The sequence below is a fragment of the Rhizobium sp. C1 genome, assembly GCF_021026335.1.
Taxonomy (GTDB): Bacteria; Pseudomonadota; Alphaproteobacteria; order Rhizobiales; family Rhizobiaceae; genus Ensifer_A.
This window is the reverse complement of record NZ_JAJNCY010000001.1, coordinates 733512-760340: the sequence shown is the minus strand read 5'-3', so window position 1 is coordinate 760340 and position 26829 is coordinate 733512. Positions and strand designations below refer to the sequence as shown.

Annotated in this window: 28 protein-coding genes and 2 tRNA genes; 19 read left to right on the top strand and 11 right to left on the bottom strand. The window is 60.9% G+C overall.

The features are described 5' to 3' along the window. Positions 1-43: 43 nt before the first annotated feature. Entirely contained in the window at positions 44-1099 is a 1056-nt protein-coding gene (locus tag LQK83_RS03805) for an ornithine cyclodeaminase (RefSeq protein ID WP_230835934.1), read from the bottom strand. Between the two features lie 26 nt (positions 1100-1125). Continuing rightward, positions 1126-2055: an arginase gene (gene rocF, locus LQK83_RS03800; RefSeq protein ID WP_230835933.1), complete on the bottom strand. Its 930-nt coding sequence runs from the start codon at positions 2053-2055 to the stop codon at positions 1126-1128. Between the two features lie 123 nt (positions 2056-2178). Between rocF and LQK83_RS03795 the strand changes: the two genes are divergently transcribed. From LQK83_RS03795 to LQK83_RS03765, 7 genes are all read left to right on the top strand, one after another. After that, positions 2179-2616 carry an Lrp/AsnC family transcriptional regulator gene (locus LQK83_RS03795; RefSeq protein ID WP_230835932.1) on the top strand — a complete coding sequence of 146 codons (438 nt, stop codon included), beginning with the start codon at positions 2179-2181 and terminating at the stop codon, positions 2614-2616. 88 nt (positions 2617-2704) lie between these two features. Then, positions 2705-4147: a cryptochrome/photolyase family protein gene (locus LQK83_RS03790; RefSeq protein WP_230835931.1), complete on the top strand. Its 1443-nt coding sequence runs from the start codon at positions 2705-2707 to the stop codon at positions 4145-4147. Between the two features lie 223 nt (positions 4148-4370). Beyond that, positions 4371-4931: a type 1 glutamine amidotransferase domain-containing protein gene (locus LQK83_RS03785; RefSeq protein WP_230835930.1), complete on the top strand. Its 561-nt coding sequence runs from the start codon at positions 4371-4373 to the stop codon at positions 4929-4931. 203 nt (positions 4932-5134) lie between these two features. Further along, on the top strand, positions 5135-6175 hold the full coding sequence (locus LQK83_RS03780) for a cysteine synthase A (RefSeq protein ID WP_230835929.1): 1041 nt from the start codon (positions 5135-5137) through the stop codon (positions 6173-6175). A 7-nt stretch (positions 6176-6182) separates the two neighbouring features. After that, positions 6183-6920: an alanyl-tRNA editing protein gene (locus LQK83_RS03775; RefSeq protein WP_230835928.1), complete on the top strand. Its 738-nt coding sequence runs from the start codon at positions 6183-6185 to the stop codon at positions 6918-6920. Positions 6921-6932: 12 nt separating this feature from the next. Continuing rightward, a complete protein-coding gene (gene sseA, locus LQK83_RS03770) occupies positions 6933-7787 on the top strand; it encodes a 3-mercaptopyruvate sulfurtransferase (protein WP_230835927.1) in 855 nt (284 codons plus the stop codon). Positions 7788-7792: 5 nt separating this feature from the next. Next, positions 7793-8395 carry a GNAT family N-acetyltransferase gene (locus tag LQK83_RS03765; RefSeq protein ID WP_230835926.1) on the top strand — a complete coding sequence of 201 codons (603 nt, stop codon included), beginning with the start codon at positions 7793-7795 and terminating at the stop codon, positions 8393-8395. A gap of 240 nt (positions 8396-8635) precedes the next feature. Here the strand turns inward: LQK83_RS03765 and LQK83_RS03760 are convergent, their stop codons facing one another. Then, a complete protein-coding gene (locus LQK83_RS03760; protein WP_230835925.1) occupies positions 8636-9349 on the bottom strand; it encodes a PadR family transcriptional regulator in 714 nt (237 codons plus the stop codon). A gap of 158 nt (positions 9350-9507) precedes the next feature. Beyond that, the gene (gene cysE, locus LQK83_RS03755) at positions 9508-10332 is read right to left on the bottom strand and encodes a serine O-acetyltransferase (RefSeq protein ID WP_230835924.1); all 825 of its coding nucleotides are present in this window, start codon (positions 10330-10332) and stop codon (positions 9508-9510) included. Between the two features lie 75 nt (positions 10333-10407). On the opposite strand from cysE, the gene LQK83_RS03750 reads away from it, so the two are divergent. Further along, on the top strand, positions 10408-11208 hold the full coding sequence (locus tag LQK83_RS03750; RefSeq protein ID WP_230835923.1) for an enoyl-CoA hydratase-related protein: 801 nt from the start codon (positions 10408-10410) through the stop codon (positions 11206-11208). 12 nt (positions 11209-11220) lie between these two features. Here the strand turns inward: LQK83_RS03750 and LQK83_RS03745 are convergent, their stop codons facing one another. Then, positions 11221-12000, bottom strand: coding sequence for an alpha/beta fold hydrolase (locus tag LQK83_RS03745; protein ID WP_230835922.1), 780 nt, complete (start codon positions 11998-12000; stop codon positions 11221-11223). Between the two features lie 168 nt (positions 12001-12168). On the opposite strand from LQK83_RS03745, the gene LQK83_RS03740 reads away from it, so the two are divergent. The 4 genes from LQK83_RS03740 to LQK83_RS03725 all read left to right on the top strand — a co-directional run bounded on the left by LQK83_RS03740 (position 12169) and on the right by LQK83_RS03725 (position 16437). Continuing rightward, the gene (locus tag LQK83_RS03740) at positions 12169-13500 is read left to right on the top strand and encodes a glutamine synthetase family protein (RefSeq protein ID WP_230835921.1); all 1332 of its coding nucleotides are present in this window, start codon (positions 12169-12171) and stop codon (positions 13498-13500) included. 15 nt (positions 13501-13515) lie between these two features. Further along, positions 13516-14805: an NAD(P)/FAD-dependent oxidoreductase gene (locus LQK83_RS03735; RefSeq protein ID WP_230835920.1), complete on the top strand. Its 1290-nt coding sequence runs from the start codon at positions 13516-13518 to the stop codon at positions 14803-14805. A 107-nt stretch (positions 14806-14912) separates the two neighbouring features. Then, positions 14913-15158 (top strand): zinc-finger domain-containing protein, encoded by a 246-nt coding sequence (locus tag LQK83_RS03730; RefSeq protein ID WP_230835919.1) that lies wholly within the window; start codon positions 14913-14915, stop codon positions 15156-15158. 103 nt (positions 15159-15261) lie between these two features. Then, the gene (locus LQK83_RS03725; RefSeq protein WP_230835918.1) at positions 15262-16437 is read left to right on the top strand and encodes an FAD-dependent monooxygenase; all 1176 of its coding nucleotides are present in this window, start codon (positions 15262-15264) and stop codon (positions 16435-16437) included. Between the two features lie 26 nt (positions 16438-16463). On the opposite strand, the gene LQK83_RS03720 is transcribed toward LQK83_RS03725, so the two are convergent. Beyond that, positions 16464-17666: a cystathionine beta-lyase gene (locus LQK83_RS03720; protein WP_230835917.1), complete on the bottom strand. Its 1203-nt coding sequence runs from the start codon at positions 17664-17666 to the stop codon at positions 16464-16466. A 442-nt stretch (positions 17667-18108) separates the two neighbouring features. Between LQK83_RS03720 and LQK83_RS03715 the strand changes: the two genes are divergently transcribed. The 6 genes from LQK83_RS03715 to LQK83_RS03690 all read left to right on the top strand — a co-directional run bounded on the left by LQK83_RS03715 (position 18109) and on the right by LQK83_RS03690 (position 24254). Continuing rightward, positions 18109-19134, top strand: coding sequence for an amino acid ABC transporter substrate-binding protein (locus LQK83_RS03715; RefSeq protein ID WP_230835916.1), 1026 nt, complete (start codon positions 18109-18111; stop codon positions 19132-19134). Positions 19135-19236: 102 nt separating this feature from the next. Further along, on the top strand, positions 19237-20430 hold the full coding sequence (locus LQK83_RS03710; protein WP_230835915.1) for an amino acid ABC transporter permease: 1194 nt from the start codon (positions 19237-19239) through the stop codon (positions 20428-20430). 10 nt (positions 20431-20440) lie between these two features. Further along, complete coding sequence (locus LQK83_RS03705; protein WP_230835914.1) at positions 20441-21592, top strand: amino acid ABC transporter permease; 1152 nt, start codon at positions 20441-20443, stop codon at positions 21590-21592. A gap of 18 nt (positions 21593-21610) precedes the next feature. Further along, a complete protein-coding gene (locus tag LQK83_RS03700) occupies positions 21611-22378 on the top strand; it encodes an amino acid ABC transporter ATP-binding protein (protein ID WP_230835913.1) in 768 nt (255 codons plus the stop codon). Between the two features lie 361 nt (positions 22379-22739). Beyond that, entirely contained in the window at positions 22740-23078 is a 339-nt protein-coding gene (locus LQK83_RS03695; protein WP_230835912.1) for a hypothetical protein, read from the top strand. Continuing rightward, complete coding sequence (locus LQK83_RS03690; RefSeq protein ID WP_230835911.1) at positions 23079-24254, top strand: glutathionylspermidine synthase family protein; 1176 nt, start codon at positions 23079-23081, stop codon at positions 24252-24254. It begins immediately after the preceding gene. 8 nt (positions 24255-24262) lie between these two features. Here the strand turns inward: LQK83_RS03690 and LQK83_RS03685 are convergent. From LQK83_RS03685 to LQK83_RS03665, 5 genes are all read right to left on the bottom strand, one after another. Next, positions 24263-24339, bottom strand: a tRNA-Arg gene (locus tag LQK83_RS03685). Positions 24340-24423: 84 nt separating this feature from the next. Further along, positions 24424-24729, bottom strand: a complete 306-nt coding sequence (locus LQK83_RS03680) for an ETC complex I subunit (RefSeq protein WP_230835910.1) — start codon at positions 24727-24729, stop codon at positions 24424-24426. 108 nt (positions 24730-24837) lie between these two features. After that, positions 24838-24914: transfer RNA gene (locus tag LQK83_RS03675), tRNA-Pro, on the bottom strand. 83 nt (positions 24915-24997) lie between these two features. Beyond that, positions 24998-25486, bottom strand: coding sequence for a DUF192 domain-containing protein (locus tag LQK83_RS03670; RefSeq protein ID WP_230835909.1), 489 nt, complete (start codon positions 25484-25486; stop codon positions 24998-25000). Beyond that, positions 25486-26064, bottom strand: coding sequence for a cold-shock protein (locus tag LQK83_RS03665; protein WP_230835908.1), 579 nt, complete (start codon positions 26062-26064; stop codon positions 25486-25488). The genes LQK83_RS03670 and LQK83_RS03665 overlap by 1 nt, the downstream gene beginning before the upstream one ends. A gap of 213 nt (positions 26065-26277) precedes the next feature. Here LQK83_RS03665 and LQK83_RS03660 point away from each other — a divergent pair, with 213 nt between their 5' ends. Continuing rightward, on the top strand, positions 26278-26718 hold the full coding sequence (locus tag LQK83_RS03660; protein ID WP_230835907.1) for a VOC family protein: 441 nt from the start codon (positions 26278-26280) through the stop codon (positions 26716-26718). The last annotated feature ends 111 nt before the right edge of the window (positions 26719-26829 follow it).

The following is a 26829-nucleotide window of genomic DNA, read 5'->3' as shown; positions in this document are numbered from 1 at the left end:
ATTAAAAACGTGTAATTTTTGTGACAAAGCGAAAAAACTGTTGTCATGCAACGGCACGTGGCATTTTCGCACGCATCAGCATGCCATAAAGATCACGCGGCTCGTCCGGATCGGCCAGAAGATCCAGATCCTCATAGAGGCCGGTTTCAGCAAGTTTGCGCCGCACATAGCGCAGGGCCGAGAAGTCCTCGACCGCAAATCCCACGGAATCGAAGAGCGTGATCTCGTCGCGTCCGCGCCGGCCCTCTGCCCTATCCGCGATGACGCTCCAGAGCTCGGTGACCGGATGATCGGCCGACAATTGCTGGATCTCGCCCTCGATGCGGGTCTGCGGCGGATATTCGACAAAGATCGACGCGCGGTGGAGAATATCGGCATGCAGTTCCGTCTTGCCCGGGCTGTCTCCGCCGACCGCATTGATATGAATGCCGGGGCCGATCATGTTATCGGTGAGGATCGTCGCATTCAGCTTGTCCGCCGTCACCGTCGTCACGATGTCCGCGCCGAGAACGGCCTCCTGCGCGGAGGCCGCGATGACGCAATCGATGCCGCTGCCCACGAGATTACGGGCGCATTTCAGGCTCGCGGAGCGATCGATGTCGTAAAGCCGGACCTGGTTGACGCCGAGAAGCGCCTTGAAGGCAAGCGCCTGGAATTCCGACTGCGCGCCATTGCCGATGATTGCCATGGTCCGTGCATGTTCGGGAGCGAGATATTTGGCCGCCAGTGCGGACATGGCGGCGGTGCGCAGCGCCGTCAGCATGGTCATTTCGGACAGCATCAGCGGATAGCCGGTCGCCATGTCTGCAAGGAGACCGAAGGCCGTCACCGTCTGGCGACCGGTGCGCGTGTTCTTCGGGTGACCGTTGACATATTTGAACCCGTAGACCTCGCCATCGGTCGTCGGCATCAGTTCGATCACGCCTTCCTGGCTATGCGCCGGAATGCGCGCCACCTTGTCGAAGCTTTCCCAGCGGCGAAAGTCCTTTTCGATCTCTTCCGCAAGCTCGATCAGGAACGTCTCCACCCCGATAAGGTGGACGAGTTTCATCATCTTGTCGACGCTGACGAAGGGGACGAGATTAAGCTTCTGCTGCATGGTTCACCTCTGGTTTTTGTTTGGAATCAATAGGTCTGGGTAGGCCGATCCATCACGCGCTTGCCCATCAGGCTCGTGGCCAGATCGGTCATCAGGATCGCGGTGCGACCTCGCTCGTCGAGGAACGGGTTCAATTCGACGAGATCGAGACTGGTGACGAGCCCGCTGTCGGACACGATTTCCATGATCAGATGCGCCTCGCGGAACGTCGCACCGCCCGGAACCGTCGTGCCGACACCCGGCGCGATCGTCGGATCGAGGAAATCGACGTCGATGCTCACATGCAGGTCGCCGCCGGCTGCCTTGACCTTGTCCAGAAACCGCTTCAGGAGCGGCACGATCCCCTCCTCGTCGATCATTCGCATGTCGCAGACGGTCACGCCCTGCGCGGCCAGCGCCACGCGCTCAGCCGGATCGACGCTGCGAATGCCCATCATGCAGATATTCTTCGGGTCGATCGGATAGGCCGGCTTTTCCAGCGCACCTTCGAAACCGCCAAGCCCGCAGGCATAGGCCATCGGCACGCCATGCAGATTGCCGCTGGTGGTCGTCTCCAGCGTATGGAAATCAGGATGCGCGTCCAGCCAGAGCACGAAAAAGGGGCGTCCGCGTTCACCGGCATAAGCAGCATTGCCGGTCAGCGAACCCGCTGCCAGACTATGGTCGCCGCCGACGACGACAGGAATTCCATCGGCGCGCGCGGCGATCACGGCATCGCGGATCGCATGCGTCCAGCCCACGAATTCAGGCAGAAATTTCAGCACCGGATTGGCATGATGTGCCCCCTCGCCTGACGACGGCACCAGATTGCCGCGATCCTCGACCTGATGGCCCAGTTCGGCGAGAGCCGGGATCAGGCCGGCGGCGCGAAAGGCATCCGGCCCCATGTTGCATCCCGGCCGGCCTGTGCCTTCCTGTACGGGCGTCCCGATGACGATGAGTTTCTGCTGGTCCATGTCGTGCTCCTGATCCTCGTCAAATCTAGCGATGAAGTCCGGCGATCTGAACAAACCAATTTGGCAATTTATCCAATCCGGTTTATCATAATGGGCAGCATATATGACAATTTGGACAAGGCTATGGACGAGTACGACTACAGGCTGATCACGCTGCTCAGGCAGAACGGCCGCCGTTCCATATCCGACCTTGCCCACGAAATCGGCCTGTCTCGCGCCACCGTCAGGGCGCGGATGGAAAAGCTGGAGCAATCAGGCGAGATCGTCGGCTACACCGTGATCCTGCGGGCGGATGCTTTCAACGCGCCGGTGCGCGGGATCATGCTGATCGAGGTGGAGGGCCGCACGGCGGAGCGAGTCGCTGCGGCTCTCGGCGGCTATCCGGAGGTCACCGCGCTTCACAATACCAATGGCAAATGGGACTTCATTGCCGAGATAGCCGCAAACAGCCTGACCGAATTCGACGCCATCCTGCATCGGATCCGTCGCATCCCCGGCATCGCCTCCTCGGAAACCAACATCCTGCTGTCGACGCCGAAAAGCACCAGCGCGCGGCTTTAACGGGACTGCGGGAAAGTCTCTGATCCACAGTACGCCGAAAGCCGTAATTCACTGGAGAAGTCTCATTTCTTCATAAAGCGGCGATTGCATGTCCATGACAAACCACCCCGCCATCGTCCTCATTCGCCGCGACCTGCGCCTTGCCGACAATCCGGCCTTGACGGAAGCGGTGAAACGCGGCGGCCCGGTCATACTCGTCTATATCCGCGAAACGGACGATCCGGATGCGGGCGCGCTGGGCGCGGCACAGCGCTGGTGGCTCCACCATTCGCTGATCCGGCATATGCAGGCCTGCGAAAGCAGGGGCAACCGGGTCATCCTGCGCACGGGCAGGCAGAACGACATCGTTGAGAAACTGGTTGTTGAAACCGGCGCGAAGACCATATTCTGGAACCGCCGGTATCATCTGAAGGGCCGGGAAACGGACGCCGCCCTGAAGGTCTGGGCCAGGGGTCACGGGCTTGAGGCGAAAAGCTTCTCCGCCAATCTCCTGCATGAACCGTCGAAACTGCTGACCGGCGCAGGCGGCCCCTATCGCGTCTATACGCCCTTCTGGAAAGCCTTCTCAGCCAACGAACACTTTGGCGAGCCCCTGCCCGCGCCCGCCAAAATCGCCGCCCCGGACGAGTTTCCGGCAAGCGAGGCGCTCGATGACTGGCGTCTTCTGCCGACAAAGCCCAACTGGGCGAGCGGTTTCGAGGATCCGTGGATTCCGGGAGAACAGGGCGGCAAGGCTGCCTTGCTGTTCTTTCTCGAAGACGCGCTACGCGGCTATCGTACGCGCCGCGATTTTCCCGGCGGCGAACACACCTCGCGGCTTTCACCACATCTGGCGCTGGGCGAGATTTCGCCCCTGCAGATCTGGCATGCCGTGGTGGAGGCAGAAAAGGGCCATCCCACCGAGGACACGGTTCATTTCCGCAAGGAACTCGCCTGGCGCGAATTCTCCTGGCATCTTCTGTTTCACTATCCCGATCTGGCAAGCAAGGAGTTCAATTCCCGCTTTACCGATTTCGGCTGGGACTTCGACGAACGCGCCTTCCGCGCCTGGACGCGCGGCATCACCGGCTACCCGATCGTCGACGCCGGGATGCGCGAGCTCTGGCAGACCGGCTGGATGCACAATCGCATCCGCATGATCGCTGCCTCATTCCTCATCAAGGACCTGATGATCGACTGGCGCCATGGCGAGCAATGGTTTCGCGACACGCTGGTGGACGCAGACCCGGCATCCAATGCCGCCAGCTGGCAATGGGTCGCAGGCTCCGGAGCCGATGCCGCCCCTTACTTCCGCATCTTCAATCCCGTGCTGCAGGGCGAGAAATTCGACCCGCAGGGCGATTATATCCGGCGCTACGTGCCGGAGATCGCTGGGCTCGGCAATGATGCGATCCAAAAGCCGTTCGAGGCCAGCAAGGCAGCCCTCGACAAGGCGGAAATCCGTCTGGGCTTCACCTACCCGCGCCCCATGGTCGACCATGGCGCCGCGCGCGACCGGGCGCTCAGGGCCTATGACGACATAAAGGGCTGACTGAGGCTGCCGGAAAGGCGAAAGCGCAATAATTTAGCCGGATAAAGAAATATCAGCCGGGCATTTCGTGCGCTTCATTCATGAAGGACGCAATGTTGATATCAGGCGCGCTTGCGAAAATTTCCTGCGGAACAACTTTCGTCCGAAAGCCGTTGAGCAGGCAGGACGCTGCAAACGCGGCGCCTGTCTCACCCATTCGCTCACAAAAACATCGGAGGAAGCCATGCCTTCTATCGATCAAGCCAAGATTCTCATCATCTCCGCCAACGGTTTCGAACAGTCGGAGCTGATGGTCCCGCTGGAAAAGCTGAAACAGGCAGGCGCCACCGTGCATGTCGCCACCCCGGACGGCCAGCCGGTCAAGGGCTGGAAGGACAAGAACTGGGGCGACAGCGTCAATGCCGATCTCAAGATTTCTGATGCCCGCGTCGACCAGTATGACGCGCTGGTCATCCCGGGCGGCCAGATGAACCCGGACATCCTGCGCACCGAGCAGGACGCTGTTTCGCTCGTTCGCAAGTTCGCCGATAGCGGCAAGGTCATCGCCGCCATCTGCCACGGTCCGTGGATGCTGGTCGAAGCCGGCGTCATCAAGGGCCGCGAGGCGACGTCTTACAGCTCCATCAAGACCGACATGGTCAACGCCGGCGCGCGGTGGAGCGATGTCGAGGTGGCGACCGACGAGGGCATCATCACCAGCCGATCCCCGAAGGACCTCGAAGCCTTTGTCGCAAAGATCATCGAGGAAGTCGGCGAAGGCCGTCACGACCGCCGCGCGGCGTAATTTCCTCCAAACAAAGGCGGGTGGCCTCGGTCACCCGCCTTTATCTTTTCAGCACGACGGCAGCCGCCTCAAAAGCTCAAGACGGAACAAACCTTCGCCTTTCCGCCCCAAAAACGAAAACGATTGCCTTGCGAAAAGGCCTTTTCGCAGACAAAACTCGCGGCAAATTCAAAGACTGCGAGAATGAAAAGGTTTTGTCGCCCATGTCCCAGTTCCCCTCCGTCATCGAAGCCATCGGCAATACGCCGCTGATCAAGCTGAAAAAGGCATCGGAGCTGACCGGCTGCACCATTCTCGGCAAGGCTGAGTTTCTGAACCCCGGCCAGTCGGTCAAGGACCGCGCGGCCCTCTTCATCATCCGCGATGCGGAGAAGAAGGGCCTCCTGAAGCCGGGCGGAGTTATCGTCGAAGGAACGGCGGGCAATACAGGCATCGGCCTGACCATGGTTGCAAAGGCTCTCGGCTATCGCACCGTCATCGTGATCCCGGAAACGCAGAGCCAGGAAAAGAAGGACGCGCTGCGCCTTCTCGGCGCCGAACTCGTCGAAGTTCCGGCCGTCCCCTACAAGAACCCCAACAACTATGTGAAGGTTTCGGGCCGTCTCGCTGACGAACTGGCGAAGACCGAACCGAATGGCGCGATCTGGGCGAACCAGTTCGACAATGTCGCCAATCGCGAGGCGCATATCGCCACGACCGCCCCGGAAATCTGGGAAGCGACCGCTGGCAAGGTCGATGGCTTCATCTGCGCCGTCGGCTCCGGCGGAACGCTCGCCGGCACGGCCATGGGCCTGCATCGTTTCAACAAGGACATCAAGATCGGCCTTGCCGATCCGGAAGGTGCAGCACTTTATCAATATTACACGACCGGCGAATTCGCCTCGCCCGGCTCTTCCATCACGGAAGGCATCGGCCAGGGCCGTATCACCGCGAACCTCGAAGGCTTCACGCCGGACTTCTCCTATCGCATCCCGGATAGCGAGGCGCTGCCGATCGTCTTCGATCTGGTGGAAGAAGAAGGCCTCTGCCTCGGCGGCTCCTCGGGCATCAACATTGCCGGCGCAATCCGTCTGGCAAAGGATCTCGGCCCCGGTCACACCGTGGTGACAATTCTTTGTGACTACGGCAATCGCTACCAGTCGAAACTTTTCAACCCGTCTTTCCTTGAAGAAAAGGGCCTGCCCGTGCCACAGTGGTTGCTCACGAATCCCGATATCCGGGTTCCTTATCTGCCCGTGGACTGAAGGTTCAATGCCGACAAGACTGTTGTTTCGCGATGATTTCTATCTCTCAACCTGCGAAGCAACGGTTACGGCGGTGCGCGACGACGGCGCAATCGAACTCGACCAGACCTGTTTCTATGCGACATCCGGCGGCCAGCCGGGAGATACCGGCTTTCTGGAACGCGCTGACGGGAGCCGCATTACGCTTGACGTGACGGTGACGGGCGAGACGAAGGACGTCGTCCTGCATCGCCCGCTGGAAGGCGAGCCGCGCCCCGAGGTCGGCGAAAAGCTGGTGCTGCACATCGACTGGCCGCGCCGCTACAAGCTGATGCGGATGCACACCGCCTGCCATCTCCTCTCCGTCGTTTGCCCCTATCCGATCACCGGAGCGTCCGTGAGCGAAGACGACTCGCGCGTCGATTTCGACATGAGCGAGACGATCGACAAGGACGACGTGACGGCAAAGCTGATGGAACTGGTCAACGCCAACCATCCCGTCTTCCTGCAATGGATCACGGACGAGGAACTGGCGGCCAATCCCGGCATCGTGAAATCGAAGAATGTCCGCCCGCCCATGGGGCTGGGTCGTGTCAGCCTCGTCTGCATCGGCGAGAACTCGGCGATAGACAGCCAGCCTTGCGGCGGCACGCATGTGTCCGAAACGCAGGAAGTCGGCGCAATTCATATCGCGAAGATCGAGAAAAAGGGTAAGGAAAACCGCAGGTTCCGAATTCGATTCGGCGCGCCCGGGGATGCTTCTTAAAGGAATAACAAGATGACTGCTGACAAGAGCCGCTTCGTGGTCGATGCCGACTGGGTCGAAAAACAACTGGGCGCGCCGGAATTCCGGATCGTGGATGCAGCCTGGTATCTGCCGGCGCAGAACCGAAATGGCGCGGAAGAATATGCGGCCGGCCATATTCCGGGCGCGGTCTTCTTCGATCAGGACGTCATTGCCGACCACTCGACCGGCCTGCCGCATTCCATCCCCTCGCCCGAATTCTTCGCGGCGGAAGTCGGCAAGCTCGGCATTGCCGCGACCGACACGATCGTCGTGCATGACGGTCCCGGCTTCTTCAGCGCGCCGCGTGCCTGGTGGCTCTTCCGCCTCATGGGCGCGGAGAAGGTCTATGTGCTCGACGGCGGCCTCGACGGCTGGAAACGCGAAGGCCGCCCGCTGCAGACCGACCTGCCGGAACCGGCGCCCGCAACATTCGTCCCGAATTTCGACGCCGCGAAAGTCACGACATTCGAAGCGATGAAGGACATCGTCGCCTCCGGCTCGAAGCAGATCGCCGATGCCCGCGGCGCTGGCCGCTTTACGGCCGAAGAGCCGGAGCCTCGCGCAGGCATGCGCGGCGGCCATATGCCGGGCGCGAAGAACCTGCCGATCAGCGTCTTTTCCGACGCGGGCCGCTTCAAGTCCCTCTCCGAGATCAAGGACACCATCGAAAAGGCCGGGATCGATCTCTCGAAGCCCGTCGTCACCAGCTGCGGTTCCGGCGTCACCGCCGCCGTCATCACGCTGGCGCTGACGTCGCTTGGCCATACCGATAACACGCTTTATGACGGCTCGTGGTCGGAATGGGGGTCGAAACCCGACACGCCCATCGTCACGGGCCGGGATTGATCCAGATGGCAGCGACAAAGAAGCCGAAGGCCATCAAGGCCCATATCACCTATCTCGAAATGACCGCGCCCCCGAAGGCGCAATTGCCGGTGCCGGCCAACCTGCATACGGCGATCATGCGCGCGGAAAACATTCCGCTTGCCTATTATCGCTATCTCTACAAGCAGGTTGGTGCACGCTGGCACTGGGTCGATCGCCTGCGGCTTTCCGACAAGCGCTTGGCGGCCCTGCTGCACAGCGCGGCAAGCTATATCGGCATTCTCTATGTCAACGGCGCGCCGGCGGGCTTCTATGAACTGCGACACGAAAGCGAAGAGGTCGTCGAACTCTGTCACTTCGGCCTGATGGAACACGCGCTCGGTCTCGGCGTCGGCAAATGGTTCCTCCTGCAGGCGCTCCGCGCCGCCTGGAACCTCAACCCGCAGAAGCTGACGGTGACGACCAACAATCTCGACCACCCCCGCGCCCTGCAGCTCTACCAGATGTTCGGATTCTCACCGGTCTCGACGTCGGATGCGCTGGTGCGGCCGCTGAGCGACGAGGAGTTGCTGGAACTGGCCAAGCGAGATAGCGGGCTGGTGACGGTTGTGGAAGGTGCGGGGAAGTAAAATCTCCCTTGCTCCGGATTGTTTTCAGCCTTCGCTTCATTGCGGACGAGTGCCCATTAGCCCGTCATGCCGGACTTGATCCGGCATCCAGCCAGCCCGCGTCTGCGGGCTGAGAGGACTGCTTAAAGAGAGTCTTTCGCGCGATGGACATCGCGCACTGGATCCCGGATCAAGTCCGGGATGACGGATGAAAGGGCAAGCCCGCCCTCTTCCGTCGCGTGAAAGGTGCAGCCAGCACCCTCACCCCAGCTCCTCAGCCATCGCGAGCAACTTGCGCACGATCTCGGTCGCCGCCGCATCATCCTTGCCGAGCTTGCGGGCAACGGCCTCGCGGAGGTTGAGCAAGGCGGCATCGACGCCGCGCGGCAGGTCCGGGCCTTCGTGGCGACCGCGACCGTGGCGCTCTTCGCGTTCCTTCATGTGTTCGCCGAGCGCCTTGAGCCGTTCGACAATCATGCCAGCATGCGCACGGTTCTCGTCGAGATGCGCCTTGCCTTCCGGCGTGATCGCATAGAGCTTCTTGTTGCCCTCGGAGGTCGTCGCGGCATAGCCGGCCTCTTCCAGAAGCGTCAGCGTGGGATAGATAACACCGGGGCTCGGGGCATAGGCGCCGCCGCTCATCTCTTCAATCTGCTTGATCAGATCGTAGCCATGACGCGGTTCCGCCTCGATCAGCGACAGCACGAGAAGCCGGATATGGCCCTGGCCGAGCGAGCGGCCGCGCGGGCCGAACCCGTCATCACCGCCGCCGAAACCGCCGCGTCCCGGACCACGTCCGCCACCCTCACCCATGAAACCGCGCCCGAACGGCCCGCGGCCCATCAGCATCATGGCGAGAAACTTCTCGCGCTTGCCGAAATGGCGACCTTCGCCATGGTTCCCGCAATCGCGCCCGTGACGGCCTTCGCCGTGATGCCCATGCCCTTCGTGGAGGTCATCAAAATGTTCTTGCATGAAAATCTCCTTCAGATGTGTTTTCGATATATCGAAATATAGACCGAAATCGCGGGAACGCAAGAGATAGATATATCGAAGATGTATCTTTAGACAAAAAAACGGCCGGAAGAAAGCTCCCGGCCGTCAAATCAAACACTTAGATATATCGAAAAATATCAGTCGTACGTCTCGACCACTTGATTCATGCTGCGCGACGGCTCCTGGCATCCGGCCTCGCCGACAACGCGCGCCGGTATGCCGGCCACCGTCGTGCATTTCGGCACCGGCTTGAGCACCACCGAACCGGCCGCAACCCGCGAGCAGGAGCCGACCGTGATATTGCCGAGCACCTTGGCGCCCGCACCGATCATCACGCCGTCACCGATCTTCGGATGGCGGTCGCCGGTTTCCTTGCCGGTCCCGCCAAGCGTCACGCCTTGCAGGATCGAGACATTGTCGCCGATGACGGCCGTCGCCCCAACAACCAGCCCGGTCGCATGGTCGAGGAAGAAGCCGCGGCCGATGGGAGCGGCCGGCGCGATATCTGTCTGGAAAACGCTGGACGAGCGGCTTTGCAGATAAAGCGCGAAATCCTTGCGGCCCTTCAGCCAAAGCCAATGCGCCAGACGATGCGTCTGGATGGCATGGAAGCCCTTGAAATAAAGGACCGGCTCGATGAATCGGGTGCAGGCCGGGTCGCGGTCATAGACGGCCTGGATATCGACGCGCAGGATCGTTGCCCATTCCGGCCAGTCGGCCAGCATTTCCTCGAATGTCTGGCGTAGCAGAACGGCCTGCATGTCGGGATGATCGAGCCGTTCGCAAATCCGGTAGATGACGCAATCTTCCAGCGAACGCGCATTGATGACAGTGGAATACATGAAGGCGGCAAGAACCGGATCGCTCTTCGCAGCGGTATCGGCCTCAAGCTTCATCGCATCCCAGATGGGGTCGACGCTCTTGATGTGCCCAACCGGCTTCAGTTCGCTGTGCGCGGACATGCGCATCTCCTTGTTGGCTTCCTCGGACGTCCAATATATTCCATCCCGAAGAGAACTTAAATGGGGTGGGGTCAAATGAACTTAACGCAGGCTTTCGGCGATGGCGGCATCGTGGCGGCGGTTGACGGACATGTGGGCCTGCTCACCATCTCCAACGCCCGGCGCAAGAACGCGCTGAACCTCGCCATGTGGCAGGGCGTAGCGGAGGCAACTAGCTGGCTGGCCTCGCAGGACGCCCGCGCCATCATCCTGCAGGGCGATGGCGGTGTGGACTTTTCAGCAGGCGCCGACATTTCCGAATTCGACGAGGTTCGCAAGGACACAGCAAGTGCGCTCGCCTACGAAACCGCCAACAGCGCCGCTTTCGCTGCCATCCGCGAGGCCCCGGTGCCGGTCATCGCCAAATTGCGCGGCATCTGCTTCGGCGGCGGGCTGGGGCTGGCGGCAGCCGCCGACATCCGCATCGGCGACGAAACCGGCCGCTTCGCCGTCCCCGCCGGCAAGCTGGGGCTGGCCTATCCGGCGGATGCGATGGCCGATATTGTGGCGGCGCTCGGTCAGGCGACTGCAAGGCTTGCCGTGTTCACGGCACGTCAGTTTTCGGCGGCGGATCTTGCGGGCTCCGGCTTTCTGACGATGCAGGTGGAAAGCGCAGCGCTGGATGAAACCGTAGCTGGCATCGCGGCAGACATCGCCGCGAATGCGCCCCTCTCCGTCCGGGCCTCCAAGGTCTCCATCCGCGCCGTGGTGGCCGGCGATTCCGCACTACAGGCGGAGGCCGCGCGGCAGGGTGCGGCGACGTTTGACAGTGCGGATTATCGCGAGGGACGTGCAGCTTTTGCGGAGAAGCGGAAGGCAGTTTTCACCGGGCGGTGATGCGTCAACCCCTCATGAATGCTTGTGCAAGAACTCCAGCGCCGCCTTCTTGAACACCCGGTCCCCCACGGCCAGCATGTGGTCCCTGTTCGGGATATCCAGCGCTTCGGCATGCGGCATCAGCATGGCAAGCTCCTGCGCAGAGCCCGCGATATCGTCCTTGGTGCCGACGCCGATCAGAGCCGGCATGTCGATCTTGCCCATATCTTCAGCGCTCAGGAGATCGCGCGAGGTACGGATGCAGGCGGCGAGCGCCAGGCGGTCGCTTTTCGTCTGGTCGGCAAAGGCGCGGAACATGCGGCCGCGCTCATGCGCCACATCCTCCAGCGACGGCGCGAGTAGCGCGTCGGCGATCGGGTCCCAGTCGCCCACGCCCGTGACCATCCCAATACCGAGCCCGCCGAGAATAATGGTGCGGATGCGGTGCGGGAAGGCAAGCGCCGCAAAGGTGGTGATCCGCGCGCCCATCGAATAGCCCATGACATGCGCTTCCGGGATGCCGAGATGATCGAGCAGTGCGACCGCGTCGGCGGCCATGAGCGGCACATGGTAGCGGGACGGTTCATGCGGCTTGTCGCTTTGCCCGTGGCCGCGATTGTCGATGGCAATCACGCGATAGCCGGCATCGCCCAGCGTCTTCAGCCAGCCCGGATGAACCCAGTTGACCAGCGCGGAGGAGGCAAAGCCGTGGATCAGCAAGATCGGATCGCCCGCCGGATCGCCCTCGTCGAAGAACGAAAGCTTCAGCCCGTCATGCTGAAAGGACGAAAAGGCGGGGGCGTTGAGATGCAATGTGTGGCTCCACAGGCAGATGACCGGGTCTTTGCGAATACTTCCTACCTATTGCAGTTTCTCAAATTCGCAAGCCTCTTTCGACAACCGTCGCACCAAGATCAATCTTGCAAATTTGATCAAGTCATACGTAGATGTCGCATGAAAGCCACCGCCCGGAGCCATCCCTTGTCGCAATCAGACCTGAAGCCGCACACCGCCGAACCCGCTCACCTCTATGCTGCCATCACAGACATGAACGGCATTTTCCGCGGCAAGCGTGTCGCGGCGGAAAAGCTCGGCAAGTTGCAGAAGGACGGTATCCGCATGCCCATGTCCTCCATCGGTGTCGACATCTGGGGCACGGACACGGCGGGAACGCAGCTGACCATGGAGCGCGGCGATCTCGATGGCATCTGTGAGGTGACCGGGCGCGGCCTGATCGATCTGGGAATGGATGCTCCCGTGCTGCCCATGTCGATGCGCAAGGAAAGCGGCGAGCCCTATTACGCCGATAGCCGGCATCTGCTGCAATTGGTTCTGGAACGTTACCGGGCGGCGGGACTGACGCCGGTCGTTGCATCCGAGGTCGAATTCTATCTCATCGACCCGGCCAGCGACGGCGTTGCCCCTGCCCGGCCGAATACCGGCGGCCCGCCGCCCAGTTTCGACAACATCTATTCGCTCGAAGAGTTGAGCGACACCGGCGCGTTCATCGACGACCTCTGTCGATGCGCTGCCGCGGCCGGCATCGAGGTCGAGGCAGCCATTGCCGAAGGTGCTCAGCGACAGTTCGAATTCAATCTGATGCATCAGCCGGACGCACTGAAGGCGGCGGAAGACACGCTGTTCCTCAAGCAGATCATCCGCAATGTCGCGCGCCGCCACGGCACCCTCGCAACCTTCATGGCCAAGCCCTATCCCGACAAGGCCGGCAGCGGGCTGCATATACACTTCTCCATACTCGACGAGAGCGGCCGCAACGTCTTCGACGATGGCACTGAAAAAGGCTCCGAGATCATGCGGGCCGCCGTCGCCGGGCTGATGGACAGCATGGCCGACGCCACGCTGATCTTCGCGCCGCATCTCAATTCCTATCGCCGCCTGTCGCCTGGCGGACTTGCACCCACGACGGTCGGCTGGGGCTATGAAAACCGCACGGCCGCCATCCGCATTCCGGGCGGCCCTCATGTTGCCCGGCGCATCGAGCACCGCGTCGCGGGCATCGATACCAATCCCTTCCTCGTGCTGGCCACCATTCTCGGCGGCGCGCTGGATGGCATTGCCCGCATGCTGACGCCCGCCGAGCCGGTCGCCAGCAATTCTCACGAACTCGATCTGCAGAAGCTCGCGAAAGACTGGCGGCAGGCGCTGGAACGCTTCGAGACGGCGGAGAGCATGAAGCGCATTCTCCATCCGGAATTCGTCACCTGTTTCGCCGCCGCCAAGCAGCAGGAACAGGATGTCTTTGCCGCACAGGTGACCGACCTCGAAATCGCCACCTATCGGCTGAGCGTCTAAGCCCGGAAGAGATCAATGGCCGAGACCTATTGCAACTCCTACTATGCCGCGACCCGCAACCCGATTGCGCCCTTCCCTCGGCTCGACAAGCGGATCGAGGTCGATGTCGCCATCATCGGCGGCGGCTTTACCGGTGTGGCGACAGCCGTGGAACTCGCCGAACGCGGCGTCTCGGTGGCACTGCTGGAAGCCAATGTCATCGGCTGGGGCGCATCAAGTCGCAATGGCGGGCAGATCACCGGCTCACTCTCCGGTGACAAGGCAATGCTCAAGCAGTTCGGGCGCACGCTCGGACCGAAGGCCGACGATTTCGTCTGGGACCTGCGCTGGCGCGGACAGCGGATCATCCGCAATCGCGTCGAAAAATACGAAATCCAGTGCGACCTGAAATTCGGCCACATGCAGGCCGCCTGGCAGCCGTCGCACATTCCAGAGCTGGAGGCGCTCTATAAGATGGCCGTCGCGCGTGGCATGGGCGACGAGGTCGAGATGGTCTATGGCAAGGCCGTGCGCGACGTCATCGACACCGACCTCTACGCCGCCGGCCTGATAAACCGCCGCAACATGCATGTCCATTCGCTGAATCTCTGCCTTGGCGAGGCGGATGCCGCGCGCGGGCTTGGGGTCCAGATCTTCGAGGACACGAAAGTCCTCGATATCCGTCACGGCAAGCGCGCCGAACTGGTGACGGCGGGCGGATCGGTCATCGCTGACAAGGTGCTGCTCGCCGGCAATGCCTCACATCATCTCGAACGTTTCAAGCTTGCAGGCCTGCTCTTCCCGGCCTCGCTCGGCATCGTCACGACGGAACCTTTGTCCGAACAGGTCGCCCGCGCCATCAACCCACAGGACATCGCCGTCTATGACACACGCTTCGTCCTCGACTATTACCGTCTGACCGCCGACCGTCGCCTGCTCTTCGGCAGCGGCACGAACTATACCGGCCGCGAAACGCCAAACCTCGCCGACCAGCTCCGCCCGGCCATCGAAAAGACCTTCCCGCAATTGAAGGGTGTCCGCATCGATTTCGCCTGGCAGGGACAGGATGGAATCACCATCAACCGCATTCCGCAGCTCGGCCGCATCCGCGACAATGTCTTCTACGCGCAAGGCTATTCAGGCCACGGCGTGGCGACCTCGCATATCGTCGGTGAGATCATGGCGGAGGCGCTGACCGGCAACCCGCGCGACTTCGATATCTTCGCCAGCGCCTGGCACTGGCGGCTTCCCGTGGGCCGGATGCTCGGCAACACCGCACTTGCTATCGGCATGTGGTATTTCCAGCAGATGGAAAAGCGCCGCTGAGTTTCAACCTCAAACTTCGCGCCGCCCCCTACACTTTTGTGCAGTGCCGTTATAAGGTCCGGGCCAAATCCTGATTTGAAGTCAACAGAGCGCATTCGGAGGCATTCATGGCCGGTCACAGCATTCCCCATTTCCAGAACGACGGCGGCCATCGCGTCATCGAGGTCGGCGTGAAGGAATTCATGTGCACGGGCGCATCCGTTCCCTTCGACCATCCGCATATCTATATCGATATGGGCGCCGACAGCGAAAAGGTCTGTTCCTACTGCTCGACGCTCTACAAGTACAATCCGTCGCTGAAGGACAACCAGACCAATCCTCCTGGCTGCGTCTTCCTCGTTAAGGCTGCCTGAGGCAATCCAGCGAAGCGGAACCGGTTTCGGGTGCGGGCTCGTTTCCTGGCCATGAAACCACGCACCCGACGCGCGCCATTTTTCCAGACAGGCAGGTGACGGTATGACCGTCCAGTCAGCAATCGTTGTCGGTGCCGGTGTTGCGGGCTTGACCGCAGCGCTGTCTCTGGCGGAAAGCGGCATAAGCGTTGCGGTTCTCGAACAATCGGCGCAAATGAGCGAAGTGGGCGCAGGCCTGCAGATTTCCGCCAACGGCGCGCGCGTTCTCGACCGGCTCGGCGTCCTCTCCCTCTTCTCCTCCCGCTGGCTGCAGCCCGAGAGTGTCACACTCGCCTCAGGCGCGACACTCTCCGATCTGGCCACGGTGCCGCTCGGGCGCATAGGCACTGAGCGTTGGGGCGCGCCCTATGGCGTCCTGCACCGCACGACCCTGCAGCAGGCCCTGCTGCAAAAGGTCGAGGATCATCCGCGGATTTCCCTGAAGCTTGGAACGCGCATCGAACGCCCCTCTAGACAGGCGCTGTATGAAGAGGTCGGGATGCGCGCGGACCTCCTTGTCGGCGCAGACGGTGTCTGGTCGAAGATGCGGGCCCTTGTGCCGGGGGCCGGACAGGCCAAATTCTCCGGCTTTGCCGCATGGCGTTTCGTCATCCCGGAAAAGGACGCACCCGCCTTCATCCAGCGCAACCGTGTCACCGCCTTTACCGGACCGGATGCCCATATCGTCTGCTATCCGCTGAAGGAAGTCGGAGCGATCAATCTCGTCGCGATCTCGGCGGGCGAGGACCCCGGCCATGCCTGGTCCATCTCACCCACGGAAGAACAGCGCCGGGCCTTTGTCGGACGCGCCCTCGCCGGCTGGAACTCAAGACTGTGCGACCTGCTCCTCACCGCCCCGACACCGACATGGTGGCCGCTCTTCGGTGTTAGCGAGGGTCACTGGACCGACAACCGCGACGTCGTCCTGATCGGCGACGCCGCCCACGCCATGCTGCCCTTTGCGGCGCAGGGCGCGGTGATGGCGATAGAGGACGCCTATGATCTGGCTGCCATGGTGAAGTCCATGCCGGTCGGGGCCGCTCTCGTCCGTTATGAAGCCATGCGCCGCGCCCGCGTCGCCAAGGTTCGCGCGCGCGGCGATTTCAACCGCTTCGCCTATCATGCGCGTGGTCCTATCAGGCTCGCGCGCGACGCCGTCTTTGCGCTGAGCCCGGCAACGAGACTGGCCGCCAAGCTGGACTGGATCTACGGCTACAAGGCCGGCGAACAACCGGCCTGATCGTCAGCCCTGCAAACGCGCGCGGATCAGCCGCCGATCGCAGCAAAGCCACGCTCGAGATCGGCGATGATATCCTCAACATCTTCCAGACCGATCTGAAGCCGGATCACCGGACCTTCCTTCGGTGCCTTTCGGATCGTTCGGTCGCCCAGGAACGATTGCACCGCGAGGCATTCGTAGCCGCCCCAGGAATAACCCAGACCGAAAAGCTTCAGCCCGTCGAGGAAGGCGTGTGCGCGGGCCTTGAAGCGCTGCTCCTGGCTCTCTTTCAGCACGAAGGAAAACACGCCGCTTGCGCCTTTGAAATCACGCTTCCAGATGGCGTGTCCGGGGAAGCTCGGCAGACCGGGATGCAGCACGGCGGCGACATCGTCCCTGCCCTCCAGCCATTGCGCGATCTTGAGCGCCGTTTCCTGATGCCGCTCGAGCCGCAGCGCCATAGTGCGGAGACCACGCAGGATCTGGTAGGCGTCATCCGAGGTGACGCACATGCCGAACTGCCAGTTGGCCTGATGCAGAGCCGGCCAGTGCGTCTCATTGGCCGACACAAAGCCCATCAACACATCCGAATGTCCGGACGGATATTTGGTCGCCGCATGAATGACGACGTCCACGCCGTAATCCATCGGCCTGAAGAAGACCGGCGTCGCCCAGGTGTTGTCCATCATGACCACACAGCCATGCAGGTGTGCCGCATCTGCAATGGCACGCACATCCTGCATCTCCATCGTATGCGAGCCGGGCGCCTCGAGATGCACGAGCTTCGTGTTCGGCTTGATCAGCGCCGCAATTCCCGCACCGATCTCGGGATCATAGTAATCCACCGAGATACCGAACTTCTTCAGGATATTGTCACAGAAAACCCGCGTCGGATTATAGACCGAATCAACGATCAGCGCATGATCGCCGGCGGAAAGATAGGCAAGAAGCGGGAGCGTGATCGCAACAAGACCGGAGGGAACCAGCACCGTTCCGGCCGCCCCTTCAAGTTCATTGATCGCCTCGCACAGCGCATCCGTGGTCGGCGAACCATGGGTGCCATAGGTATATTTCTGCGAGGGCTCGCCGGCCGGACGTGACATGTCTCCGGCACTCGGGAAAAGCACGGTCGAACCGCGCACGATCGGCGGATTGACGAAACCGTTGTTGGCAAAGGGATCGAGCCCCAGATGGCCGAGCCGCGTATTGATGCCTGCGGTTTCGAGAATGTCCTTCTTGCCAACGCTCATTTTCCAAAACTACCCATCCCGGCTTCTCGATCCGCCGTCCCATATGCTGTGAAATCGGTCCAGACCGGGCCCTTTGAGGAACCCGGATGGACACGTGAACCAGTCTTGGAGACCGGCGCGAGGATCGTCAACCCCGGCGCTGTGCAAAGTGCAAACGGCGCCGAAAGAGATAGTCAAAGCCGAATTTTAGGCAAATGAAGCAGGGCTCTGCAGCATTTTCCGCCAAAGCCCTGGAATTGCTGCAACTTGAATGGGCAATGGCTGAAATTTGACCTGAATTTGGAAAAAATGTGGCGTTCCGACTTGACCATCGGAGCGAAACCACGTGGAATAATCTCGCTCACGCCGGGAGGTTTGTGAGCATCCGCGCCGGTGGCTGGGGAAAGTGCCTGGCGCGGTTCTAAAGAATTCACCGACAAAGAAAAAAAAGGTTGAAAAGCAAATGAGCAAGAAGCTTCTGTCCGCCATCATCGGCACGGCTCTCCTGGGCCTGACCGCGCATACGGCGTCTGCCACAACGCTCGAGTCCGTCAAGGCCAAGGGCTTTCTTCAGTGCGGTGTGAACTCCGGTCTTGCAGGCTTCGGCTTCCCCGACGCCAGCGGCAACTGGTCCGGTTTTGACGTTGATTATTGCCGCGCAGTCGCTGCAGCAATCTTCGGCGACCCGACCAAGGTGAAGTTCACGCCCACGACCGCCAAGGAACGCTTTCCGGCCCTTCAGTCCGGCGAAATCGACATGCTGGCCCGTAACACGACCTGGACGATCAGCCGCGACACCGCACTCGGCTTCCTCTTCCGCGCCGTCAACTATTACGACGGCCAGGGCTTCATGGTGCGCAAGAGCCTCAACGTGAAGTCGGCGCTCGAACTCTCCGGCGCTGCTGTCTGCGTCCAGTCCGGCACGACGACCGAACTGAACCTTGCCGACTATTTCAAGTCGCATAACCTGCAGTACAACCCGGTCGTCTTCGAAAAGATCGAAGAAGTGAACTCGGCCTACGATTCCGGTCGTTGCGACGTCTACACGACCGACCAGTCAGGCCTTTATGCGGTCCGTCTGACCCTGTCGAAGCCGGATGATCACATCATCCTGCCGGAAATCATCTCCAAGGAGCCGCTTGGCCCGGCCGTTCGTCAGGGCGACCCACAGTGGTTCAACATCGTCTCCTGGACGCACTATGCCCTCGTCACAGCGGAAGACTTCGGCATCACCAAGGCCAATGTCGATGAAATGCTGAAGTCGTCCAACCCGGACATCAAGCGCTTCCTCGGCGAAGAAAAGGACCAGCATATCGGCAAGGACCTGGGCCTGGACGAAAAGTGGGCCTACAACATCATCAAGGCGGTCGGCAATTACGGCGAAGTCTTCGAGCGCAACCTTGGCAGCGGCTCGCAGCTCAAGATCGCACGTGGCCTGAATCAGCTGTGGTCGAAGGGCGGCCTGCAATACGCTCCGCCGATCCGCTGATACCCACGTTGCCACGTCGGAAGGCGGGTTCGCGCTCGCCTTCCGCATTACATAGCCTAGACAAGATTGCCCGCAGAACAGGGCAACAGGGGAAAACAGGCAATGGCCGTAAATGTCTCGGAACCGGCCGGCGATGACCGTCCGCGTTCGTCACTACTCTATGACCCGGTGTTCCGCAGCATCATCTATCAGGTGCTGACCGCTATCATCTTCGTCGCGTTGATCTGGTGGTTCTGGAACAACACGCTCGAAAACCTCCGCCGCGCCAATATCGCCTCCGGTTTTGGCTTCCTCAATGGCCGCGCAGGCTTTGATGTAGGGCAATCCCTTATCGCGTATACCAGCGATTCCACCTATCTTCGCGCGCTCTATGTTGGTTTTCTCAATACGCTGCTGGTCGCCTTCACAGGCATCGTCACCGCGACGATCATCGGCTTTATCGTCGGCATCGGAAGGCTTTCGCACAACTGGCTGATCGCCAAGGTGTCGCAGGTCTATGTCGAGGTGTTCCGCAACATCCCGCCGCTGCTCGTCATCTTCTTCTGGTACAAGGGCGTTCTGGCCGTCCTGCCACAGCCGCGCGACTCGATCCACCTGCCCCTCTCCGTCTTCCTCAACAATCGCGGATTGGCCTTCCCCAGACCGATCTGGGGTGACGGTGCAGGGGCGATCCCGGTCGCCTTCCTGGTCGGCATCGTGGCCGCGATCCTCGTGACCAAATGGGCATCTGCCCGGCAGGCGCGCACGGGTCAGCCCTTTCCGAGCGGCTGGACCGGGTTTGGCCTGATCCTTGGCCTGCCGATCCTCACCTTCCTGGCGCTCGGCTCCCCCTTGAGCTTCGATTATCCGGTGGCGGGCAAGTTCAATCTCAGCGGCGGCTCCGTCGTCGGTCCGGAATTCGTTTCGCTCTATCTGGCCCTTTCCTTCTACACGGCGGCTTTCATCGCGGAAATCGTGCGCTCCGGTATCCGCTCGGTCCCCAAGGGACAGACGGAAGCGGCCTTCGCGCTCGGCCTGCAATCCGGCGTGACCACCCGCAAGGTCGTGGTGCCGCAGGCGCTCAGGATCATCATTCCCCCGCTGACGAGCCAGTATCTCAACCTGACCAAGAACTCGTCGCTGGCCATCGCCATCGGCTTTTCCGATCTCGTGGCGGTCGGCGGTACGATCCTCAACCAGTCGGGCCGCGCGGTGGAAATCGTTGCGATCTGGATGGCCATCTACCTGTCGATCAGCCTGGCAACCTCGCTGTTCATGAACTGGTTCAACGCCAAGATGGCACTGGTGGAGAGATAGGATGGTCGACATGTCCTCCCACTTCGTTCGCACCCAGATGCTGGCCCCCGAGGCCCCGCCGTCAAACACGACGGGTCCCGGAGCCTGGTTACGGCAGAATCTCTTCGCCACGCCCAAGGACGCCGTGCTGACCATCATGGGCCTGCTCGTTCTGGCATGGCTCGTTCCGGATGCGGTGAACTGGCTGTTCATCAAGGCCGTCTGGTCGGGCGCGGATCGCACGGTCTGCGCCACCACCGAGCAGCTTGGCGGCATTCAGCCCGCAGGCTGGTCCGGCGCCTGCTGGGCCTTCGTTCAGTCGCGCTTCACGACCTTCATTTTCGGGCGCTATCCGATTGAAGAACGCTGGCGGCCTATCCTTGTCGGGGTGATGCTCGTCGCCCTGCTCGTGCCATTGCTGATCCCGAAGGTCCCGCGCAAGGGGCTGAACGCGCTCCTGCTCTTCGTCATCTTTCCGGTGGTCGCCTTCTATCTGCTGCTGGGCGGCGTTTTCGGCCTCAGCCACGTGGAGACATCAAACTGGGGCGGCCTGATGGTCACGCTCATCCTGTCCTTCGTCGGCATCGCGGTGTCGCTGCCGGCGGGCATTCTGCTGGCGCTCGGAAGACGCTCGCGCATGCCGGTGATCAAGTCGCTCTGCGTCATCTTCATCGAAGTGATCCGCGGCGTCCCGCTGATCACCGTGCTCTTCATGGCCTCCGTCATGCTGCCGCTTTTCCTGCCGGCTGGCGTCAACTTCGACAAGTTCCTGCGTGCGCTGGTCGGGGTCTCGCTCTTCGCGGCCGCCTATATGGCGGAAGTCATTCGCGGCGGCTTGCAGGCGATCCCGAAAGGCCAGTATGAAGGCGCCGACTCGCTCGGCCTCGGCTACTGGCAGAAGATGCGCCTCATCATCCTGCCGCAGGCGATCAAGCTGGTCATTCCGGGCATCGTGAACACCTTCATCGGCATGTTCAAGGATACCTCGCTCGTGATGATCATCGGCATGTTCGACCTGCTCGGCATCATCAACCAGAGCTTTTCGGATGCGACCTGGGCAACAGCGGTGACCCCCGTCACCGGCCTGATCTTCGCAGGGTTCATCTACTGGCTCTTCTGCTTCGGCATGTCGCGCTACTCCGCCTTCATGGAGCGGCATCTCGACACCGGACACAAACGATAAGAAAAGGGAAACTGATAAATGGCCCAGACGCAAACAATGACGGTTTCCGCAACGGACGTCGCCGTCGAAATCACCAACATGAACAAGTGGTACGGCGACTTCCACGTGCTTCGCGACGTCAACCTCAAGGTCATGAAGGGCGAGCGCATCGTCATCGCCGGTCCGTCCGGCTCCGGCAAATCCACGATGATCCGCTGCATCAACCGTCTGGAAGAACACCAGAAGGGCAAGATCGTCGTCGACGGCATCGAACTCACCAACGACCTGAAGAAGATCGATGAAATCCGCCGCGAAGTCGGCATGGTGTTCCAGCATTTCAATCTCTTCCCGCACCTGACCATTCTGGAAAACTGCACGCTTGCCCCCATATGGGTCCGCAAGATGCCGAAGAAGGAAGCGGAAGAGATCGCGATGCACTACCTGAAGCGCGTCAAGATCCCGGAACAGGCCAACAAATATCCCGGCCAGCTCTCCGGCGGCCAGCAGCAGCGCGTGGCGATCGCCCGCTCGCTCTGCATGAAGCCGAAGATCATGCTCTTCGACGAGCCGACCTCGGCGCTCGACCCGGAAATGGTCAAGGAAGTGCTCGACACCATGGTAGGCCTTGCCGAAGAAGGCATGACCATGCTCTGCGTCACCCATGAAATGGGCTTCGCCCGCCAGGTCGCCAACCGCGTGATCTTCATGGACCAGGGCCAGATCGTGGAGCAGAATTCCCCGAACGAGTTCTTTGACAACCCGCAACACGAACGTACCAAGCTGTTCCTCAGCCAGATCCTGCATTGATCCGGCAAGGCACACACAACGCGGCGGACCGGAAAAGGCTCCCAGTTGGGAGCCTTTTCTTTTTCGGCAATGCGCCTCAGTCCGCGCCATCTCAACGAGGGGACATATCTGCGCCTCTTGGAATGAACGCCACCTGTCCTGAACTCGCCCCGTTTCGCGTTGTGAACAGGCACATGGAGCCCGTAAACGCTCGACACGCTTTTTGGTTGTGTCTTTAATCTCTCTTTCACGAGTGTTATCTAGGGTTCGATTGCATTCTTCCCGGCCGGTGCACGGAAACAGTTGTGTCTCTGCTGCGCCTGCCGCATGTGCGCCCTCGCCCCCTCAAGGTGGCCTTGTCTTTCTGCGTGAGGTTCGGTTAGTGAAAAAGTTTCTGGCGATCGGGGGCGCGGTTCTGGCGCTGTTCGGCGTCTCGAAATATTCCGATTATCGCTCCACACAGCGTGATCTCGACAGGTGCTATCAGGCAGCGCGCCAGCGCAGACCGCCGGCCAGCCGCCTGACAGAACAGGATTTCAGATTTCAGCTGCCCAATGGTCGCGATTGCGGCGATGCCGCATCCTATCTGGCGTCGCACCAGAACGGATCGTCCTACAGCAGCGGTTCCGGCGGCGGCTATTTCGGCGGTCACGGCTTGGGCGGCGGCGCGCATTTCGGCGGCTTCGGCCATGCCGGCTCAGGCGTGCATGGAGGGTCCTGAATGCGCAGGATTGCGTCCACTCCGCGCGCCGATATCGTTCAGGTTGCCGATGAGCTTGGCTTTCCGCTGCTTGAATGCGACGGCAAGCCCTATTGGGACGAGACCGCCTATTACAGTTTCTCGCTGCGTCAGATCGAGGACGATCTGGAGGACCCGACGGCCGAACTGCATGCTCTCATCCTTGATACGGTGGCGCATGTGGTGTCCGATGAAGCGACGCTAAGGCGGCTTGGTTTTCCGGCCCATTCCTGGAACTGGATTGCGGACAGCTGGCGCCGGCGGGACCTCTCGCTTTATGGCCGCATGGATCTGGTCTATGACGGGCAAACACCTGCCAAGCTTCTGGAATATAACGCCGATACGCCGACAGCTCTCTACGAAGCGAGCGTCTTTCAATGGCGGTGGATGAATGACCTGAAGGCATCCGGCGCGCTTGAAGCCTCCGCCGATCAGTTCAATTCGATCCACGAGAAATTGCTCGACTGGTTTGGCGCATGTGGCGACCGCAGGGATCTTCACCTCGCCGGCTATCTCGACAATATGGAAGACGGGCTCTGCATCGACTATATCGCCTATTGCGCTGGCGAGGCCGGGTTGCAGACGCAACGATTGTCATTGGAGGATATCGGCCTCATGCCCGACCGGCTCTGGCGGGCGGGCCATTTTATCGATCGCTCGGGCCGCAAGATCGAGCGCCTGTTCAAGCTATACCCGTGGGAATGGATGCTGGCCGACCCCTTCGGTCAGGACAGCGCCATCTCGCGCCTGACCTGTTATGAGCCACTGTGGAAGTCGATCGTCTCCAACAAGGGCTTTCTGGCGCTCCTGTGGGCGCGCGAGCCGGGGCATCCCAACCTGTTGCCGACCTATTTCGAGGACGATTCAGCCGCCGCAGCCCTGTCGGGCAGTTATGCGCGCAAGCCGCTGTTCTCGCGCGAGGGCGCCAATGTCTCCCTGTTTCGCCATGGCGTGCTGCTGGAAGAGGCGCCGGGCGGCTACGGAACGGAAGGCCACGTCATCCAGCAATTGCATCTTCTGCCGGATTTCGACGGCAATTTTCCGATCATCGGCAGCTGGGTCATCGGCGATCAGCCTGCCGGAATCGGCATCCGCGAGGATGACACGCGGATCACCCGCAACACCTCACGCTTCGTCCCTCATATTTTTGTCGACTGAAAATAGAATGGCGATCCCTGCAGGGCTCGAACCTGCGACCTAGTGCTTAGAAGGCACTTGCTCTATCCAGCTGAGCTAAGGGACCGCTGACGCGGCAAGGACCTATGGCCCGCGCCCCGTATCGTGTCGCGCGCCACAACAGGACGTCGGCGCGAAAACGCACAAACCCTTAGTGTGTCCAGGGCTGGGTGCGCGAATAGCGGAAATTGTCGGAATAGGACACGGCCTTGCGCGTGGCTTCCTTGGGCTCCATGACACGATAGGCAATGCCGTTTGCCTTGGCATAGGCCTCAGCCGCCTCGCGCGTCTCAAACGTCAGCTTCACCTGCTGCTGCATGTCGCCGGAACCGGTATAACCCATCAGCGGATCAATCACGCGCGGCGCGGACTGATCGAATTCCAGAACCCACAAATGGGTCTTGGCCTTGCCGGACTGCATGGCGGTCTTTGCGGGACGATAGATCTTTGCCGACATCTTCAAACTCTTGCCTTGAGAAACCCCGATGACCGAAACGACACCTTCCCGATTCCGGCCCGACGTCATTCCTGCCACAAAATTCGCGCCCGCGAAATAGGTGCGAAATGGTCGGAGTGGAGAGATTCGAACTCCCGACCCTCTGGTCCCAAACCAGATGCGCTACCAGACTGCGCTACACTCCGTCACATTCGAGCCCCGCTGATACACGCTTGAAAACGCTACCGCAACAGCAAAGTTCGCCTTTGCAGGCTTGTGGCTTTATCAGTCAATCCCGCGCCTTGAAATCCAGCGCCGGGCCGGTGACTGTGTCGCCGGCGGAAAGGTGCAGGCGCGCGGCTTCGCCGCCGGAGAGTTCCAGCACATACGCCGTGAGACCGCGAGACGGGATGATGGTCTCGTCCATGGGCTTGGCATTCTCGGCGATGTTGATGACCTTGCCGCCCGCGTCGATGAACAGCATATCCAGCGGGATAAGCGTATCCTTCATCCACATCATGACATCCCTGGGCTGCGGGAAGATGAAGATCATGCCTGTACCGGCCGCAAGCGAGCTCCGGTTCATCAAGCCGGTCGCGCGTGTTTTGGCGGTGGCGGCGACCTCGACCTTGAAATCAAGCGCCTTGCCGCCGGGGCCTATAATCTTCAGTGTGCTGACCGGCAGTCCATCGGCAAAGGCCGCGGTTGTCGCCAGCACAAAAAGCAAAAGCGCCCCGAGAGCGCTTGCCAGGCTGGCGAGGCGGCGCTTCGGCCACATCAATGCGAGCGCGCCGGCGGCGCGGGGACATCCGGATGAATTTCCGCGGCCATCAGGCCTTTTTCCCCGTCGCCGAAGCGGATGAGCACGGTCTGGCCCGGGCGCAACTCGGTCATGCCGAAGCGGCGCAGCGTTTCCATATGGATGAAGATATCCTCGGTCCCCTCGCCGCGCGTCAGGAAGCCGAAACCCTTGGTGCGGTTGAACCACTTGACCAGAACGCGCTCCAGCCCACTCGTCGGCGTCACCTGCACATGCGTCTTGACCGGCGGAAGCTGCGACGGGTGAATTGCCGTCGACTGGTCCATCGAAAGAATGCGGAAGGCCTGATATCCGCGATCGCGCTTCTGCACGAGCGCCACGATCCGCGTTCCCTCCAGGATCGTCTGGTAACCGTCGCGGCGCAGGCAGGTCACATGCAGAAGAACATCCTGCATGCCATTGTCGGGAACGATGAAGCCGAAGCCCTTGGCAACGTCAAACCACTTCACGACACCGGTGATTTCAATCAGATCAACGGACTCACCGGACACGTCGTCAACAGTAGACATATCCTTTGCCGATATTCTGTCCGCCATTTCCCGTTGCCCCTCATCTACGCGTCACATGCAATCACGGTTAACTGATTCTCGCCACAAAGATTAACAATGTGTTCGGGTTTCTGTGCAAGTGCCAGTTTGCATTTAATCCCAGCGACTCGCGTCTTCCACAGCTGGATTCGTGGCATCGCGGGCTTGCCTCAGGCTTTAGCCGACCGCATATCAGGGCGGCACGAAACAAAGGACATCGACATGCGCTATCTGCACACCATGGTCCGCGTCACAGACCTCGACGCATCGCTGACATTCTACCGCAATGTCATGGGTTTTGAAGAAACGAGGCGGATCGAAAACGAGGTCGGCCGCTTTACCCTCGTCTTCCTGGCGGCAACGGAAGATAAGGCCAGTGCGCAGTCAACGGCCGCCCCCTGCCTGGAGCTCACCTATAACTGGGACCCCGAGACCTACACGGGCGGCCGCAATTTCGGCCACCTCGCCTATGAAGTCGACGATATCTATGCATTTTGCGAAAATGCGCAGAAGCATGGCGTCACCATCAATCGCCCGCCGCGCGACGGTCATATGGCTTTCATCCGCTCCCCCGACGGAATCTCGTTCGAGATTCTGCAAAAAGGCGAAAGTTTGGCACCAAACGAGCCCTGGGCCTCGATGAAGAACACCGGAACCTGGTGATCGGAGATTTTTTGAAACCTCCATATCCCTGAAATCCTTGGGGGTTTTATGCGTCATCTCTCAAATTGACGCAACGGCAGGCCCGGGCGGTTTACATCGCTCGGGCCTTTC

Bases quoted from the DNA above. Each gene is read 5' to 3' on its own strand.
- LQK83_RS03805 (WP_230835934.1), bottom strand. From the start codon at position 1,099: ATGCAGCAGAAGCTTAATCTCGTCCCCTTCGTCAGCGTCGACAAGATG.
- rocF (WP_230835933.1), bottom strand. From the start codon at position 2,055: ATGGACCAGCAGAAACTCATCGTCATCGGGACGCCCGTACAGGAAGGC.
- LQK83_RS03795 (WP_230835932.1), top strand. From the start codon at position 2,179: ATGGACGAGTACGACTACAGGCTGATCACGCTGCTCAGGCAGAACGGC.
- LQK83_RS03790 (WP_230835931.1), top strand. From the start codon at position 2,705: ATGTCCATGACAAACCACCCCGCCATCGTCCTCATTCGCCGCGACCTG.
- LQK83_RS03785 (WP_230835930.1), top strand. From the start codon at position 4,371: ATGCCTTCTATCGATCAAGCCAAGATTCTCATCATCTCCGCCAACGGT.
- LQK83_RS03780 (WP_230835929.1), top strand. From the start codon at position 5,135: ATGTCCCAGTTCCCCTCCGTCATCGAAGCCATCGGCAATACGCCGCTG.
- LQK83_RS03775 (WP_230835928.1), top strand. From the start codon at position 6,183: ATGCCGACAAGACTGTTGTTTCGCGATGATTTCTATCTCTCAACCTGC.
- sseA (WP_230835927.1), top strand. From the start codon at position 6,933: ATGACTGCTGACAAGAGCCGCTTCGTGGTCGATGCCGACTGGGTCGAA.
- LQK83_RS03765 (WP_230835926.1), top strand. From the start codon at position 7,793: ATGGCAGCGACAAAGAAGCCGAAGGCCATCAAGGCCCATATCACCTAT.
- LQK83_RS03760 (WP_230835925.1), bottom strand. From the start codon at position 9,349: ATGCAAGAACATTTTGATGACCTCCACGAAGGGCATGGGCATCACGGC.
- cysE (WP_230835924.1), bottom strand. From the start codon at position 10,332: ATGTCCGCGCACAGCGAACTGAAGCCGGTTGGGCACATCAAGAGCGTC.
- LQK83_RS03750 (WP_230835923.1), top strand. From the start codon at position 10,408: ATGAACTTAACGCAGGCTTTCGGCGATGGCGGCATCGTGGCGGCGGTT.
- LQK83_RS03735 (WP_230835920.1), top strand. From the start codon at position 13,516: ATGGCCGAGACCTATTGCAACTCCTACTATGCCGCGACCCGCAACCCG.
- LQK83_RS03730 (WP_230835919.1), top strand. From the start codon at position 14,913: ATGGCCGGTCACAGCATTCCCCATTTCCAGAACGACGGCGGCCATCGC.
- LQK83_RS03725 (WP_230835918.1), top strand. From the start codon at position 15,262: ATGACCGTCCAGTCAGCAATCGTTGTCGGTGCCGGTGTTGCGGGCTTG.
- LQK83_RS03720 (WP_230835917.1), bottom strand. From the start codon at position 17,666: ATGAGCGTTGGCAAGAAGGACATTCTCGAAACCGCAGGCATCAATACG.
- LQK83_RS03715 (WP_230835916.1), top strand. From the start codon at position 18,109: ATGAGCAAGAAGCTTCTGTCCGCCATCATCGGCACGGCTCTCCTGGGC.
- LQK83_RS03710 (WP_230835915.1), top strand. From the start codon at position 19,237: ATGGCCGTAAATGTCTCGGAACCGGCCGGCGATGACCGTCCGCGTTCG.
- LQK83_RS03705 (WP_230835914.1), top strand. From the start codon at position 20,441: ATGTCCTCCCACTTCGTTCGCACCCAGATGCTGGCCCCCGAGGCCCCG.
- LQK83_RS03700 (WP_230835913.1), top strand. From the start codon at position 21,611: ATGGCCCAGACGCAAACAATGACGGTTTCCGCAACGGACGTCGCCGTC.
- LQK83_RS03690 (WP_230835911.1), top strand. From the start codon at position 23,079: ATGCGCAGGATTGCGTCCACTCCGCGCGCCGATATCGTTCAGGTTGCC.
- LQK83_RS03680 (WP_230835910.1), bottom strand. From the start codon at position 24,729: ATGTCGGCAAAGATCTATCGTCCCGCAAAGACCGCCATGCAGTCCGGC.
- LQK83_RS03670 (WP_230835909.1), bottom strand. From the start codon at position 25,486: ATGTGGCCGAAGCGCCGCCTCGCCAGCCTGGCAAGCGCTCTCGGGGCG.
- LQK83_RS03665 (WP_230835908.1), bottom strand. From the start codon at position 26,064: ATGGCGGACAGAATATCGGCAAAGGATATGTCTACTGTTGACGACGTG.
- LQK83_RS03660 (WP_230835907.1), top strand. From the start codon at position 26,278: ATGCGCTATCTGCACACCATGGTCCGCGTCACAGACCTCGACGCATCG.